General features: G+C 64.3%; 17 protein-coding genes. 15 read left to right on the top strand and 2 right to left on the bottom strand.

From position 1 onward, the window contains the following. Positions 1 to 13 precede the first annotated feature (13 nt). On the bottom strand, positions 14 to 811 hold the full coding sequence (gene suhB / locus M0534_RS04265) for an inositol-1-monophosphatase (protein WP_248567179.1): 798 nt from the start codon (positions 809 to 811) through the stop codon (positions 14 to 16). Between the two features lie 155 nt (positions 812 to 966). Here suhB and M0534_RS04270 point away from each other — a divergent pair, with 155 nt between their 5' ends. The 12 genes from M0534_RS04270 to bamB all read left to right on the top strand — a co-directional run bounded on the left by M0534_RS04270 (position 967) and on the right by bamB (position 11324). Beyond that, positions 967 to 1731: an RNA methyltransferase gene (locus tag M0534_RS04270; protein ID WP_248567180.1), complete on the top strand. Its 765-nt coding sequence runs from the start codon at positions 967 to 969 to the stop codon at positions 1729 to 1731. Between the two features lie 55 nt (positions 1732 to 1786). Further along, positions 1787 to 2572 (top strand): serine O-acetyltransferase, encoded by a 786-nt coding sequence (gene cysE / locus M0534_RS04275; protein WP_248567181.1) that lies wholly within the window; start codon positions 1787 to 1789, stop codon positions 2570 to 2572. A gap of 1 nt (position 2573) precedes the next feature. After that, positions 2574 to 3764, top strand: a complete 1191-nt coding sequence (locus M0534_RS04280) for a cysteine desulfurase family protein (RefSeq protein ID WP_248567182.1) — start codon at positions 2574 to 2576, stop codon at positions 3762 to 3764. Then, entirely contained in the window at positions 3757 to 4149 is a 393-nt protein-coding gene (locus tag M0534_RS04285; RefSeq protein WP_248567183.1) for an iron-sulfur cluster assembly scaffold protein, read from the top strand. The genes M0534_RS04280 and M0534_RS04285 overlap by 8 nt, the downstream gene beginning before the upstream one ends. Before the next feature lie 5 nt (positions 4150 to 4154). Next, entirely contained in the window at positions 4155 to 4478 is a 324-nt protein-coding gene (locus M0534_RS04290; RefSeq protein WP_248567184.1) for a HesB/IscA family protein, read from the top strand. Positions 4479 to 4670: 192 nt separating this feature from the next. Then, positions 4671 to 5096, top strand: a complete 426-nt coding sequence (gene ndk / locus M0534_RS04295) for a nucleoside-diphosphate kinase (protein WP_248567185.1) — start codon at positions 4671 to 4673, stop codon at positions 5094 to 5096. Continuing rightward, a complete protein-coding gene (gene rlmN / locus M0534_RS04300; RefSeq protein ID WP_248567186.1) occupies positions 5077 to 6210 on the top strand; it encodes a dual-specificity RNA methyltransferase RlmN in 1134 nt (377 codons plus the stop codon). The genes ndk and rlmN overlap by 20 nt, the downstream gene beginning before the upstream one ends. 2 nt (positions 6211 to 6212) lie before the next feature. Then, positions 6213 to 6977, top strand: a complete 765-nt coding sequence (gene pilW / locus M0534_RS04305) for a type IV pilus biogenesis/stability protein PilW (protein ID WP_248567187.1) — start codon at positions 6213 to 6215, stop codon at positions 6975 to 6977. Next, entirely contained in the window at positions 6964 to 8037 is a 1074-nt protein-coding gene (locus M0534_RS04310) for a RodZ domain-containing protein (RefSeq protein ID WP_248567188.1), read from the top strand. Before pilW ends, M0534_RS04310 begins: the two co-directional genes overlap by 14 nt. A gap of 186 nt (positions 8038 to 8223) precedes the next feature. Next, positions 8224 to 9516 carry a histidine--tRNA ligase gene (gene hisS, locus M0534_RS04315; RefSeq protein WP_248567189.1) on the top strand — a complete coding sequence of 431 codons (1293 nt, stop codon included), beginning with the start codon at positions 8224 to 8226 and terminating at the stop codon, positions 9514 to 9516. Between the two features lie 3 nt (positions 9517 to 9519). Beyond that, positions 9520 to 10164: a YfgM family protein gene (locus M0534_RS04320; RefSeq protein ID WP_248567190.1), complete on the top strand. Its 645-nt coding sequence runs from the start codon at positions 9520 to 9522 to the stop codon at positions 10162 to 10164. Continuing rightward, entirely contained in the window at positions 10164 to 11324 is a 1161-nt protein-coding gene (gene bamB / locus M0534_RS04325; RefSeq protein ID WP_248567191.1) for an outer membrane protein assembly factor BamB, read from the top strand. Before M0534_RS04320 ends, bamB begins: the two co-directional genes overlap by 1 nt. Positions 11325 to 11417: 93 nt before the next feature. On the opposite strand, the gene M0534_RS04330 is transcribed toward bamB, so the two are convergent. Continuing rightward, a complete protein-coding gene (locus tag M0534_RS04330) occupies positions 11418 to 12098 on the bottom strand; it encodes a pentapeptide repeat-containing protein (protein WP_248567192.1) in 681 nt (226 codons plus the stop codon). Between the two features lie 205 nt (positions 12099 to 12303). Between M0534_RS04330 and adk the strand changes: the two genes are divergently transcribed. From adk to pdxH, 3 genes are all read left to right on the top strand, one after another. Next, positions 12304 to 12960 carry an adenylate kinase gene (gene adk / locus M0534_RS04335; protein ID WP_248567193.1) on the top strand — a complete coding sequence of 219 codons (657 nt, stop codon included), beginning with the start codon at positions 12304 to 12306 and terminating at the stop codon, positions 12958 to 12960. Between the two features lie 106 nt (positions 12961 to 13066). Further along, positions 13067 to 14533 (top strand): NfeD family protein, encoded by a 1467-nt coding sequence (locus M0534_RS04340; protein ID WP_248567194.1) that lies wholly within the window; start codon positions 13067 to 13069, stop codon positions 14531 to 14533. 69 nt (positions 14534 to 14602) lie between these two features. Further along, positions 14603 to 15196, top strand: a complete 594-nt coding sequence (gene pdxH / locus M0534_RS04345; RefSeq protein ID WP_248567195.1) for a pyridoxamine 5'-phosphate oxidase — start codon at positions 14603 to 14605, stop codon at positions 15194 to 15196. The last annotated feature ends 21 nt before the right edge of the window (positions 15197 to 15217 follow it).

Consider the following 15217-nt stretch of genomic DNA (forward strand, 5'->3'; position numbering starts at 1 on the left):
TCCGTTCAGGCTGTCAGCCCCGCATTGCCGGCGTGCAGTGGGGCTGGATCTCCTTCAGCAGGTCATGAAACAGCTTCGGGCTGCCGGCAACCATGTTGCCGTTCTTCAGATAGTTTTCACTGCCCTCGAAATCGCCGACCATGCCGCCGGCCTCACGGATCAGCAGTGCCCCGGCGGCCAGATCCCAGGCATTCAGGCCGATCTCCCAATAGCCGTCGAGGCGGCCACTGGCGACGTAGGCCAGGTCCAGCGCCGCAGAGCCGGCCCGACGCAGATCCCCGGCGCGCATGCACACGGACTGGAACATGTCCATGTAGGCGGGCATGTGCCGCGGATGGCGGAACGGAAAGCCGGTGCCGATCAGGCGTCCGTCGATGCTGCGTCGCGGGGGCATGCGCAGCCGGCGACCATCCAGCGTGGCGCCGGCGCCGCGACTGGCGGCGAACAATTCCTGCCGCACCGGATCGTAGATCACCCCGACTTCCAGTCGTCCCTTGACCTGCAGGGCGATGGACACGGCGAAATGCGGGAAGCCGTGCAGGAAGTTGGTGGTGCCGTCCAGCGGATCGATGATCCAGACGTGGTCGTGATCGCCCTGGCTGCCGCTCTCCTCACCGAGGAACTGGTGATCCGGGTAGGCCTTGCGGATCACGGTGATGATTTCCTGCTCGGCCATCCGATCGACATCGCTGACGTAATCGTTCAGGCCCTTGGCTTCGACCCGCAGGCGATCCAGACGGTCGATGTTGCGCGCAATCAGGTCGCCCGCCGCGCGGGCAGCGCGAACGGCAATGTTGGCCATGGGATTCATCGCGGCGGAGTTCCTTGTCGCAGCAGCAGAAAAGGGGCCGCGAATAGGCGGCCCCGCGAAGGCGCGCAAGAATAGCAGGAAGCCCGTCGCCGTGTGAAACGCCCGGCCTTGCCGTACACTGTGCGCCGTTCCGGCGCGGTATTCAGGTAATCGTCATGCGGCTCGACGCTGTCCACATTGTCATGGTCGAACCCCAGCTCGCGGGTAACGTGGGTGCCGCGGCACGGGCCATGAAGACCATGGGGCTTGCCCATCTGCATCTGGTCCGGCCGCGACAGTTCCCGCATGCGGATGCCCTGGCGCGTGCCGCGGGCGCCGATGATCTCCTGGAGCGGGCGCGGGTGCATGACTCCCTGGAGCAAGCGCTCGCCGGGATGGGATTTGTCGCCGGCCTGTCGGCAAGGTCCCGCCATTTGTCCTGTCCGGCGGAGTATCCCCGGCCGGCGATGGAGACCATTGCCGCGGAATCCGCGCGCCATCCGGTCGCCCTGTTGTTCGGCCGCGAACGTACCGGCCTGACCAATGAGGAACTGGATTGTTGTCATCGCCTGATCCATATTCCGGCGGATCCCGATTACGCCTCGCTCAACGTGGCGGCGGCGATCCAGGTGGTGTGCTACGAATTGCGCTGGCAACTGGTCCAGGGCGAGACGCCGCCGCAGCCAAGCGAGACCTGGCCGCTCGCGACGGCGGACCAGATGGAACAGTTTTATGTGCACCTTGAAAAGGTGCTCGGCCGCATCGATTTCCTGAGACAGGACAATCCACGGGCCCTGATGCGACGCCTCCGTGTGCTGTATAACCGGGCGCGGCCGGATCACAACGAAATGCAGATCCTGCGCGGAATCCTCGCGCATGTGGAAAAGGGCCTGGATGGCAGACTGGCGCCGTCCTTGCCACCGGGCAGCGAGAAAGTCTGACCGGACCTGCGATCTGCGCAATCCATTGCCACCGTCTGGAGCGGCGAGACAGGGCATGCTGAAACGCCTGAAAGAAGACATACGCTCGGTCATGGACCGGGACCCGGCCGCGCGCAATGCCTTCGAGGTGCTGAGTTGCTATCCCGGGTTGCACGCAATCCTCTGGCATCGCCTGAACCACCGGCTTTGGGGCTGGGGTTTGCGCTGGCTTGCCCGTTTCCTGTCCACCCTTGCCCGCTGGCTGACCGGAATCGAGATCCATCCGGGCGCACGCATCGGTCGTCGCTTTTTCATTGACCATGGCATGGGTGTCGTCATCGGCGAGACTGCCGAAATCGGCGACGACGTGACGCTGTATCACGGTGTCACCCTTGGCGGTACCAGCCTGGATGGCGGCAAGCGGCACCCGACCCTGGCAAATGACGTGGTGGTTGGCGCGGGAGCCAAGGTGCTGGGCCCGGTGTCCGTTGCCAGTGGTGCCCGCATCGGTTCCAACGCGGTGGTGCTGCGGGATGTGCCCGAGGGAGCGACGATGGTCGGTATTCCGGCACGGGTCGCTGGCCGGCGACCGGATGAAACCGCGCGTCGCCGCGAGGAAACCGCCCGCCGGCTGGGTTTTGACGCCTACGGCCAGACCGACATGCCGGACCCGGTCAGTCAGGCGATCAATTCGATGCTGGACCATATCCATGCCACCGATGAGCGACTGGTGGAGATGTGCCGCGTGATCCGCAAACTGGGCGGGCAATTGGAGGATGTGGAATTGCCCGAAATCGCCGATTGCGAGATCGAGAACGGTCATCGCCCGCGGCCGACGTCCGGTGATAGCGACAGGTCCTGACATGCCGCTGATCTACCTGGATCACGCGGCAACCACGCCACTGGATCCCGTCGTGCTGGAGGGCATGTTGCCGTGGATGGCGGCGGACAGCGGTTTCGGCAACCCCGCCTCGGCATCCCACGCCTTCGGTGCCGAGGCCGCGTCGGCGGTGGAGCGTGCCCGGCGGCAGGTCGCCAGCCTGCTGCAGGCCCCGCCTGAAGGCGCGATCTTCACTGGCAGTGCCACAGAGGCAATCAATCTGGCCATTCTGGGGCGCTTGCGTTTCGCCATGCAGCGGGGCCGTGGCCGCCACATCATTACCTGCGCCACCGAACACAGTGCGGTGCTCGCTGCCTGCGAGCAGGCCCAGCGTGAGGGTGCCGAACTCAGCGTGCTGCCAGTGGATGCGGCAGGACGGATTTCGCTGGCAGAACTGCGGTCGGAACTGCGGGACGACACCGCGCTGGTCTCGCTGATGCTGGTCAACAACGAAACCGGCGTGCTGCACGATATCCCGGCCGTCGCGACCGCCTTGCGGGAGCATTCGGCGATGCTTCATGTTGATGCCACCCAGGCCATCGGCAAACTCCCGGTCCAGGTGCCGGCGCTGGGTGCCGATCTGCTGTCGCTGTCGGCGCACAAGTTTCACGGCCCCAAGGGCGTTGGCGTGCTTTGGCGCTGTCCAAGACCGCGACTGCGTCTGCAGCCACTGCAGTTCGGAGGCGGGCAGGAAGGTGGGGAACGACCCGGTACCCAGGCCGTGCATCAGATCGTCGGCCTCGGCCTCGCCTGTGAGCAGGCCGGGCAATACCTTGGTAGCGAGGGGCCCCGGCTCAAAGCCTTGCGGGACCGTCTGGAGCAGGGCCTGTTCGACGCCGGGATTCCGGTGCAGTGCAACGGCGCGGGGCCCAGGGCTCCGCACATCAGCAATCTGAGCTTTCCCGGTGTCCACGGTGAGGCCCTGCTGGCCGAGGTGGGTGAGGAGCTTGCGATTGCCGCGGGCTCGGCCTGTACTTCGCGTTCCGGCCGCGGTTCGCATGTGCTGCGCGCCATGGGTGTCGGCGACGCTGCATTGCTGTCCGCGTTCCGGTTCAGTCTCGGGCGTGGCAGCAGGGAGGCCGATGTCGACCAAGCCGTGTCCGTGTTCAGCCGGGCGGTCAGGCGATTGCTTGCCATCTCGCCGGAGGCGGCCGGGGTGGCGCGGCGTGCCTGACTATTCGGCGGCGGTATTGGATCATTTCCGGCGGGCAACCGGGGCCGGCCTGCTGGACCCGGGCCAACCGCGATTCGGCACGGCCACGGTCGGTACGGTAAAATCCGGGGTCAAGGTGGTATTCCAGCTTGGTCTTTCCGCGGATGGCAGGGTGGACCGGGTTGGCTGGCTGGCTTTCGGTTGTCCGTCGACCATTGCCTGTTGCAGTTGGTTTGCCGAGGCACTGCCAGGCTGCGATGTCGCGACTGCCGAGGCCCTGCTGCATGACCAGGTGATGCAGGCGTTGGCCGTCGCCCGGGACGTTCGGGCACGCGTGCTGGTCGTGGAGGATGCCGCGCTTGCCGCGCTGCGAATGGCAGACCAGGAAAGTGAGAGAACGAGGTAATCGCAATGAGCATCAATCTGACGCAGAAGGCAGCCGACTATGTGCTGGCTCGGGCTGCGCGAGAAGGTCATAACAACAACCTCCGGCTTGGGGTCAAGACCAGCGGCTGCTCCGGCTTCTCGTACACTGTTGACTATGCGGACGCGGTGGCCGAGGACGATGTCGTGTTCGAGCAACATGGCGTCACTGTCGTCGTGGACCGCAAGAGCCTGCCTTTTCTGCAGGGCATGGAAGTGGATTTCATCCGCGAGGGCCTGAATCAGCGGCTCGATTTCCGCAATCCGAACGTCAAGGATCAGTGCGGTTGTGGCGAATCCTTCAACGTCTGACGGGGCGCCGAAGACTGCGACTGCGTTGCTGTAACCACCTGTTGACGTTAGACTCGCGACCGTTCCGGCGGATGCCGACGCTTTGACGGCTGCGCCGGTTGGAATGCCATGGAATGGCCGCCACGGGATTGGCGGCCATTCTGTTTTCGGCCCCCACCGGGCTAACCCATCAGCTAAGGAGCAACAAGGCGCATGGCGGTGCAACGGACTCTTTCGATTATCAAGCCTGACGGCGTGGCGCAGAACGTGATCGGCGAAATCTACAATCGCTTCGAGAAGGCCGGACTGAAGATCATCGCGGCGCGCATGGTGCAGCTCAGTCAGAGCGACGCCGAGGGCTTCTACGCCGTGCACAAGGAACGGCCGTTTTTCAAGGATCTGGTCGGCTTCATGACGTCCGGTCCGGTCATGGTTCAGGTGCTGGAAGGCGAGGAAGCGATTCGCAAGAATCGTGAGATCATGGGGGCAACCAACCCCAAGGATGCGGCGGCCGGTACGCTGCGCCACGACTATGCGAAGTCGATCGACGCCAATGCGGTGCATGGCTCCGATGGCGAGGATACGGCGAAGCAGGAGATTGCCTACTTCTTCAAGGATCATGAAATCTGTTCCCGTTGAGGTGACCGCGGCACCGGCGGTGGAGCCGGAACGCGTCAATCTGCTCGGCCTTGATCGCCGGGCGCTGGAAGGGTTTTTCGCCGAGCTGGGCGAGAAGCCCTTCCGTGTGTCTCAGGTTCTGAAATGGATCCATGCCCGGCGCGTTACCCGGTTCGAGGACATGACCGACCTGAGCAAGGCGCTGCGAACCAAGCTGGCCGCGATGGCCGAGGTGCGCGTGCCGGAAGCGGTGGCGGATCAGCGCTCCGCCGATGGAACCCGGAAATGGCTGCTGCGCCTCGACGGGGCGAACGCTGTGGAAACCGTGCTCATCCCGGAGAAGACGCGGGACACCCTGTGTGTCTCGTCACAGGTCGGCTGCGCCCTCGAGTGCAGCTTTTGCTCCACCGGCGTGCAGGGGTTCAACCGCAACCTCTCCACCGCGGAGATTGTCGGCCAGCTCTGGTTCGTCAACAGGGAGCTGGCGCGCGAGCAGCCGGAGCGTCAGGTCACCAACGTGGTGTTCATGGGCATGGGCGAGCCGCTGCTGAATTTCCGCAATGTGGTGCCCGCCGCCGAGTTGATGAAGGACGACCATGCCTACGGCCTGTCCAAGCGGCGTGTGACATTGAGCACATCCGGTGTGGTTCCCAACCTGTACAAACTGGCAGAGGTGACGGACATCAGCCTGGCGGTGTCCTTGCATGCACCGAATGACGGGCTGCGTGATGAATTGGTGCCGATCAACCAGCGGCACCCGCTGCGCGAGTTGATGGCGGCGTGCCGGCACTATATTGCCGACAAGCCGCATCGCCGCATCACCTGGGAATACGTGATGCTCGACGGCGTCAACGACAGTGATGCCCACGCCCATGAACTGGTCAGGCTGCTCGGCGATATACCGTCCAAGGTGAATCTGATTCCGTTCAACCCGTTTCCGGGGACGCAATACCAGTGTTCGCCGGCGGACAGGATCCAGGCGTTCAGCCACATCCTGTCCCGTGCCGGATTGACCAGTACCACCCGCAAGACGCGCGGGGACGATATCGATGGCGCCTGCGGGCAACTGGTCGGAAAGGTTGCCGACCGAACCCGGCGGCAGGAGAAACGGACGGCTGTGGACGGGGACGCCTAGGCATGCGAATGCGATCGATACCGGTTCTGTTGCTGACGCTGATCCTGCTCGGCTGTGCCACGCAGGAGGAACAGTATTCCGGGCGGGATCTGAGCGAGGCTTCACGGGTCAACACCGAATTGGGCATCAGCTACATGCAACAGGGCAGCCTGAACCTGGCCATGGATGCCCTGGAAAAGGCGGTGGAACAGGATCGCTCCAACGCCCAGGCGCATGCCGTGCTGGGCGTGTTGCATGAGCGTCTTGAGCAGTTCGACCGGGCCGATGCCTCGTTCCGTCGCTCGATCCGGCTCGAATCGGGCGTGTCCTGGGTGCACAACAATTATGGTCGCTTCCTCTGCAATCGCGACGACTATGACCGGGCGCAGCGGCAGTTCGAGCTTGCCATGCGGGACCCGCTCTACGAGCGCCGAGAACTGCCCCTGGCCAATGCCGGCACCTGCGCGCGGCGTGCGGGCAATTATCGTGAGGCGAGCGAATACCTGCGGCGCGCGCTGGAACATGCCCCCCGTTTCGGCCCGGCGCTGTTCGAAATGGCGCGGGTTCAATACGAACTCGAGGACTACTCCGCGGCCCGCAGTTACTATCAGCGGCTGCGGTCGGTGAGTGAGCTGGATGCCGATGCCCTGCTGCTCGGCGCCCGTATCGAATCGGCGCTGGGCAACCGGGACGAGGCGGCAAGCCTCGGCCTGCGGCTGCGCGCGGATTATCCCGACTCGGAAGCCCTCCGTGTTTTCAGGCAAATGGAACGTGATGGAACGCTCTGAAGATCCTGACCTGACTGCAGACAACCGTCCGGAACCGAATCCCCCGGGGCGGCAGCTGCGCAAGGCCCGCGAGGCCATGGGCATGGGTGTCGCTGACGTCGCCGCAACGCTGCGGCTGTCGGTGGCCACCATTGATAATCTTGAGCAGGACCGCTACGACCGCTTGCCGCCGGATACCTTCGTTCGGGGCTACCTTCGGGCCTACGGACGCCTGTTGCAGCTGGATGCCGAAGCACTGGTCCAGGCGTTCGATCAGGGGTCCGGCGGGCCGGCGCCGAGACCGCTGCGGGCAAGCAAGCCGGTGCAAACGGCGCCCGATCTCAGTCTCGGCATGAAGTACATGCTGCCACTGGCGCTGGTCGGCGGGGTGCTGGTGTTTGCCGCCATCTGGGGCGTCGAATTGTACCGTGGGCTGGGGCAGTCGGATTCCCCGGATCGTGTTGCCCTGGAGACCGTCGAGCAGGTCAATGACCGGCTCGAGCAACTGTTGCAGCGCACCGATCCCGAGGCCCGTGAGCGGCGCAGTCCGGGTCAGCGGGCCGACGAGCCGGAAGACCTCGCGGCACGCGGCGGCGACCTGGCAGGGGGTGGCGCGCATGAAACGGCTGCGGTCGAGGGGTCATTGTCACTTTCCGAATTCGGTGCACCGCCGGTGCCGGTGCGTATTTCCGCACTGGACAGTGAACTGGAGCGGCGTGCCGAGCTTGCCGATGAGGCTGCGGCGGAAGCAGGTGAGGCCGAGCAGGATCAGGCCGACGCAACAGACAACCAGACCGACGCCGCAGACAACAATGCCATGGAGGCCGCTGAGGCCAATGGCGCCGCGCTGGTCATTCGCTTCGATGGGCCGTCCTGGGTCGAGGTTCGCGACAACGACGGCGAGCGCCTGCTTTACGGTTTGGTCGAAAATCAGGAAACGCACCGACTGCGTGGCACACCCCCGTTTTCCCTGGTCTTCGGTGACGTCGGTCAGGTCAGTGTCGAACTCGACGGCGAAACAGTCGACCTGGGTGATCAGCGGCCCGGCCGCGTCGCCCGGCTGCGCGTTCCCTCGGATTGATCCTGGTGGGCGAATCCCTGTCCATGGCTGCGGTCGGGCCGTATGGTTTCCGACGCCGTCCTGCGCTGCCCCAAGCGCAGACTCGCCGCGGCATCGCACGGTCTGCAGGCGGTTGGAGAATGCGGATGCCCACGCAAACGCGCAGATATTTCGGCGTTTCCACAACGAACGGATAATGGAGTAATCGTGCCCTCGAACATACGGAGCGTTCGCGGCTTCAGCGATACCCTGCCGCCGGTGACCGCGACCTGGCAGGTGCTCGAGGCCAGGCTGCACCGGATACTTGATGGCTACGGCTATCAGGAGATCCGCCTGCCGCAGGTGGAAAAGACCGAGTTGTTCTCGCGGTCGATCGGTGAGGTCACCGACATCGTCGAGAAGGAGATGTACACCTTCGAGGACCGCAATGGCGACAGCCTGACCTTGCGGCCGGAAGGCACGGCCGGTTGTGTTCGCGCCTGCCTCGAGCACGGCCTGTTGCACAATCAGCAGCCGCGTCTCTGGTACGCCGGGGCGATGTTCCGGCACGAACGGCCGCAAAAGGGGCGACTGCGGCAGTTTCATCAGATCGGCGCCGAGGTTTTCGGGCTGGCCGGACCGGATATCGATGCCGAGATGATCCTGATGACCGCGCGCATGCTGGCGGCGATCGGGCTGAATGACGTCGAGCTGCAACTCAATTCCCTGGGTACACCGGAATCCCGGCAGGCATATCGGCAGGCGCTGGTGGACTACCTGTCCGAGTTCCGGGACCAGCTGGACGCCGACAGTCAACGGCGTCTGCAAACCAATCCGCTGCGGATCCTGGACTCCAAGGTTGCCGAGACACAGGCCTTGCTGGATCAGGCGCCAACCCTTGAGGACTACCTGGACCAGGCGTCCCGCGATCACTTTGCCGAGCTGCGCGAGCGCCTGGATGCCGTCGGCCAGCCGTATGTGATCAATCCGCGACTGGTGCGGGGTCTGGATTATTACGGGCGTACGGTGTTCGAGTGGGTTACCCACCGACTGGGTGCACAGGGCACGGTTTGCGCCGGCGGCCGCTACGATGGAGTGGTCGAGCAGCTCGGTGGCCGGTCAACGCCGGCGGTCGGCTTTGCCATGGGGCTGGAACGCCTGGTGGCCCTTATCGAGGAAAACCAGGGGCTGGTCCGGGCCGACCAGGCGGACGTCTACCTTGTCCTGCTGGGCAATGCGGCGGAACGGGAAGGGCTCCGGCTTGCCGAAAGGCTGCGTAACGACTTGCCCGGGTTGCGGCTGCTGATGCATTGTGGCGGCGGCAGTTTCAAGAGCCAGTTCAAGCGGGCCGATCGCAGCGGGGCGCAACTCGCGCTGGTGCTGGCCGATCAAGAACTGGCCGATGGCACCGTTGGTCTAAAGAATCTGCGTGAAAGCGGCGAACAGCGGAGCCATCCGCTGGACGGAATTGCTGCTGTGCTCGGCGAACATTTCGGAATCACGATACATTCGGAGGATTGAGCCTTGGCCCGGTATGACACTGATGAAGAGCAGATCGATGCGGTCAAGGCCTGGCTGAAGGAGAACGGCCGCTCGCTGGTTGCCGGTGCGGTACTGGCCGTCGGCGGCGTGGTCGGCTGGCAGCAGTGGGGTGCGCATCAGGAGCGCACCGCCGAGTCAGCCTCCGTGGCCTATGTGCAATTGCTCAATGCCCGGGAAACCGGAGAGACCTCGGACATGGTCGCCGAGCTCGGCTGGACGGTGATGGAGGATTACGGTCGCACTATCTACGCCACCATGGCAGGCATGCAACTGGCGGATTTTCATGTGCGCCAGGGTGATCTGGCGGAGGCCGCCGAGGCGCTTCGCTGGGTCCGGGACAATGGCGCCGAATCGGGATTGCGGCATCTGGCGCGACTGCGGCTTGCACAGGTGCTGATGGCCGCTGGCGACTATGATGAGGCGCTGGCTACCGTGGACGTGTCGGATATGGGCCAGTACCGCTCCCAGTATCTGGAGCGTCGTGGTGACGTGCTGGCCGCCCTGGGTGAGATCGATGACGCCCGCTCCGCCTATGAAGAGGCGCTGGACGTCGAGGATATCAGTGACACACGGCGCAGCCTGATCCGCTTGAAGCGGAATGATCTGGCTGGGGAGGCTTCGACCTGATGTCCCGGTATTTGCTGCTCGCTTTGATCGTGTCTGCGTTGCTGCTTAGCGCCTGCAGTGGCTCCTCCAAGCGCGTCATGCCTGCCGATGAGTTGTCGGATTCGCAGGACGGTGCAAGCGTTTCCACGGTCTGGTCCAGTAACGCCGGGCGTGGCATTCACTCGGTTGGTGATGGTCTCGACCCCTTGATCGAGGACGGACGCGTCTGGGTTGCCGACAGGCGTGGCGAATTGACTGCCTGGGATCTGGAATCCGGTGATCGCGTCTGGCGCAAGCGCCTCGGCAAGCCGGTTTCCGGCGGTCCTGCCCTGGCCGATGATCTGCTGGTTGTCGGTACCCGCGAGGGCGAACTTATCGCCCTGGATCGGGAGACCGAGGAGGAACGCTGGCGGAGCAAGCTGTCCAGCGAGATTGTCTCGGTGCCCGCGATCAGCGGTGATGCCGTTGTGGTGCTGAGCGGTGACGGCCGGCTGGTGGCCATGAGCAGGGAGTCAGGTTCCCGACGCTGGAGCTACGATCGCAGCATGCCGCCGCTGACACTGCGCGGTACCAGCAACCCGAAGCTGCTCGGCAGTACCGTGCTCGCCGGACTGCCCAACGGCCGGTTGGTGGCGGTCAACCTGGGTGATGGCAGCGAGGCATGGCAGGTGGACGTGGGCGTTGCCACGGGCAGCTCCGACCTGGATCGCATGCGTGACGTGGATGGCGACCCGGTGATCGCTGGCAGCCAGGTCTACGTGGTCGGATACCAGGGTCAGGCGATGGCGCTGGACCTGCAGCAGGGGCGTGTCGAGTGGGCCCGTGACCTGTCATCCTTTTCCGGCCTGGATGTCGATTCCGAGCGCGTCTACGTGACCGAAGCCAATGGCCGTGTCTGGGCTCTGGACCGGCGTTCGGGTGCCGCAATCTGGCGTCAGGATGAGCTGGAAGGAATCCGCGGTACCGCGCCGGTCGTGGTGGGAGACATGGTGGTGCTGGGCGATGACCGGGGGCGTCTGACGGTGCTTGATTCCTCGGATGGAGCCATTCTTGCCCGGGTGCGTATCGACCGCAGCAACGGAATCAGCCGGAATCCGGTGGTGGTGGACGACGATGTCGTCGTGCTCACGGACGGGGGCCGCTTGCAGCGGCTTCGTCTCTCCCGTGGTGGTGACGACTAGGGAAACGCTGAATTATTCGCACGTCTGCGTTGGTGTCCGCATTTTTCCGAGGCAAGACGCGGGAATAAATCCGTGTTTCCCTAGGTTCCGCTGCTAATCGCAGTTGCCAACCGAACGGGGTCGGCAGTGGCGCCGATCGATCCAGGTTGCATTACCCAGTTCCGCGTCGTCGAACAGCGTGGCGGTGATGTCGGCGTTGCGCAGGTCGGCGCGTTGCAGGTTGGCGCCGCTGAAATCGGCGCCAGCCAGCCGTGCGCCGTCAAGATTGGCGCCCTCCAGATTGGCCCCACGTAGATCCGCATCCTCAAGCCGGGCCCTTGCCAGGTCCACACCACGCAGATCCGCTTCGCGGAGATCCGCCCGGCTGAGGTCAGCATTTCCCATGCTGGCACCGGCCAGTGCAAGCCCCCGGCCACGGATTTCGCGCAGCTGCGTGTTATAGAGCCGACCATCGCTGATATCCGCCCGTTCCATCGACGCACCGTTGAGTCTGGCACCGTCAAACCGGCCGCCGCGAAGGTCGGCGCCTTCAAGATTGGCCCCGCTGAGGTCGGCCGAGGTGAAACGCACGCCCTGTGCCAGGGCTTCGCCGAGGTTTGCCTCCTGCAGGCTGCTGGAACCGAAATCGGTACGACGCAGGCGTGCCTGCCGCAGGTCGGCGCCGTCCAGCATCGCCTCGGTAACCACCGCACCCTCCAGGTTTGCCTGGCGCAGGATTACGCCTGCGGCCTGGATCCGCGACATCAGCGCACGTTCAAGATCGCTGTCCTGCAACTCGGCGTCACCGATTTCGCAGCCATGCCAGGAGATACCAGGCGCTGGTGCCGCGTTGCAGTCGGCATGGGCTGGTGATAGGCTCCCGGCCGCTAAAGTGGTCGCAAAAGCAAGAGCCACCAGGGTGCGAGCGGGGACGGTTCGCTTGACCTGCCCGTTCCGGAATCCTGTTACTGTCCGGCGACGCTGATAAGGAAAATACCGCATGCGGATCATTCTATTGGGCCCCCCGGGGGCTGGCAAAGGCACACAGGCCGGTTTCATTTGCGACACCTTCGGTATTCCCCAGATATCCACCGGCGACATGTTGCGAGCGGCGGTCAAGGAAGGCACGCCACTCGGTCTCGAAGCCGACAAGATAATGCGTTCCGGTGGTCTGGTCTCGGATGACATCATCCTTGGTATCGTCAAGGAACGCATCGCTGCCGCCGACTGTGCCAAGGGTTTTCTTTTCGACGGGTTTCCACGCACCATCGCCCAGGCGGAGGCACTCAGAGCTGAGGGTGTCGACCTGGATTTCGTGCTTGAGTTGCAGGTTGATGACGAGCAGATCGTTTCGCGCATGAGCGGTCGCCGGGTGCATCCGGGCTCCGGCCGGGTCTATCACATCGAGCATAATCCGCCGAAGGTCGATGGCCGGGACGATGTGACCGGTGAACCCCTGGTCCAGCGTGAGGACGACCAGGAGGATACGGTGCGCAAGCGGCTGCAGGTCTACCATGAGCAGACACGTCCGCTGGTCGACTATTACGGCCGCCTCGCCGCCAGTGGTGATTCTTCGGCGCCGCGTTATGTTGCCGTTGACGGGCTCGGCGACGTGCAGGATGTCAAGCAACGGATCCTGGCTGAATTGCAGGCTTGACGGTCCGCGGTCACCAACCCCGGGCTCTGTGCCCGGGGCGCCGCCAAGCTGGCGGGCCTTCGTGCCCCTGCCTGAACCCCGCCCCGGGCGCGCTGTCCGAATGAGCATGAACAGGACACTTCGCACCCCGTTCCGCTCGCAAGCCCGGCGACATTTCCTGCCGCGTCCGATTCTCTTCGTACTGCTTCTGCTGCTTGGCCTTGGCCTGAGCTCAAGCCATGCGGAAATCGATGGTGAGCACGGCATGCTGCTGCGGGTCGATGGTGCCATCGGCCCGGCCACCGTTGATTATCTCAGTCGCAATTTTGACCGGGCCCGGGATGAGGGCGCGGCGGTGATCATTCTGGAGTTGGACACGCCGGGCGGCCTGGATGCGTCAATGCGTGACATCATTCGGAGTATCGTTACCAGCTCGACCCCGGTTGCGATCTACGTGACGCCGGCCGGCGCGCGTGCGACCAGCGCCGGCACCTACATGATGTACGGTGCGCACGTTGCGGCGATGGCCCCCGGCACCAACCTCGGGGCGGCAACCCCGGTGCAAATGGGGGGCATGCCTGAATCGCCCGACGACGAGGCGGACGGCGACAACGGCAACGCGGAGAATGGTGACGACGAAAATGGCGACAGCGCGGCGCCACGTGGCGGCAGCGCGATGGAACGGAAGATGATCAACGATGCGGTCGCCTATATTCGCTCGCTGGCGGAGCTGCGAGACCGCAATGCCGACTGGGCCGAGAAGGCTGTGCGCGAGGCAGTCAGTATCGGGTCCCGCGAGGCGCTGGACCTGGAGGTTATCGACTACATTGCCGAAGATGTGGAGGATCTGCTCGCGCAGATGGACGGTCGCGAAGTCAAGGTTGCCGGCGGCACGCTGACGCTGCAGACGGAAGGCCTGGAACTGGTGCGGGTCGAGCCGGACTGGCGTAACGAGTTCCTCGCCATCATTACCAACCCGAACGTTGCCTACATCCTGATGCTGATCGGCATCTACGGCATTATTTTCGAGTTGGCCAACCCCGGCAGTATCGTCCCTGGTGTACTCGGCGGTATCGCGCTTCTGACGGCGCTGTTCGCATTCCAGGCCCTGCCAATCAACTATGCCGGGGCCGCTCTGATGGCGCTGGGTATCGCATTCATGATTGCCGAGGCCTTCATGCCCAGTTTCGGCGTGCTCGGGATCGGCGGCGTGGTGGCCTTCGCCCTGGGCTCGCTGTTGCTGGTGGATTCCGGTATCGAGGCCTATGAAATTTCCTTCACCGTGGTCATGGCGGTGTCGCTTTCCACCGCGCTTGTGGTGATCGGTATCGCGACCATGGCTCTGCGCGCGCACCGGCGTCGCATCGCTTCGGGCCGGGAACAACTGCTCTCCAGTACCGCGATAGCAGCTTCGGACTTCATCGACGGCCGGGGCAGGGTGCGCGTGGAAGGGGAGCTGTGGAATGCCCATGCGGCCGCGTCGATTCGTCGTGGTGACCACCTCCGTGTAACCGCAATGCATGGCCTGGAACTCGAGGTCGAGCCCATGTCCAAAACCGGCGATGACCCGCAGGGGCAGGTCAGGTCACGCTGAGTGCGCGGTTCCTGCGGCCCCGTCATTGCCTGCCAGCCGCCCCGGGCCACAAGAGCAAAGGAGTGAATCTTGTCGTACCCCCTGCGAGAGGAAGCCATTGATCGTTTCATTCAGCTTTTCCGGCGTGCCGAGCAGGAGAAGGTTCCAGAACACACGGCGATGACCCTGGCCACTGTGCGTGCAGACGGGCGTCCGGCGGCGCGAATCGTGCTTCTCAAGGATGTCGATCACCGGGGTTTCGTGTTCTATACCAATCAGCGCAGCCGCAAGGGCCAGGACCTGGCCGTGACACCGGCTGCGGCCTTGTGTTTCTACTGGCCACCGTTGGCCAGCCAGGTGCTGGTCGAGGGCGATGTTGTACCGGTCTCGGCCGCCGAAGCGGATGCGTACTTTGCCTCAAGGCCTCGCTTGAGTCAGATTGGGGCCTGGGCGTCTGAACAGTCGCGGCCGTTGCATGATCGTCAGCAGCTGGAGCAGCGTGTCGCCGACTTCGAACGCCAGTTTGCTGAGGGGCCCATTCCGCGGCCGCCCGACTGGTCCGGGTATCGGGTGATTCCCCGCCTGATGGAGTTCTGGTACGCCGGCGATGGCCGCTTGCACGAGCGTGAACGCTATGAGCTGCCGCTGGATGGCCCGGGGCGCCACTATCTGGTCAACCCCTGACCGGCGCTGGCCGCCCTGGTT

Origin of the sequence: Methylonatrum kenyense (assembly GCF_023195885.1) — a bacterium.
Classification (GTDB): Bacteria; Pseudomonadota; Gammaproteobacteria; order Nitrococcales; family Aquisalimonadaceae; genus Methylonatrum; species Methylonatrum kenyense.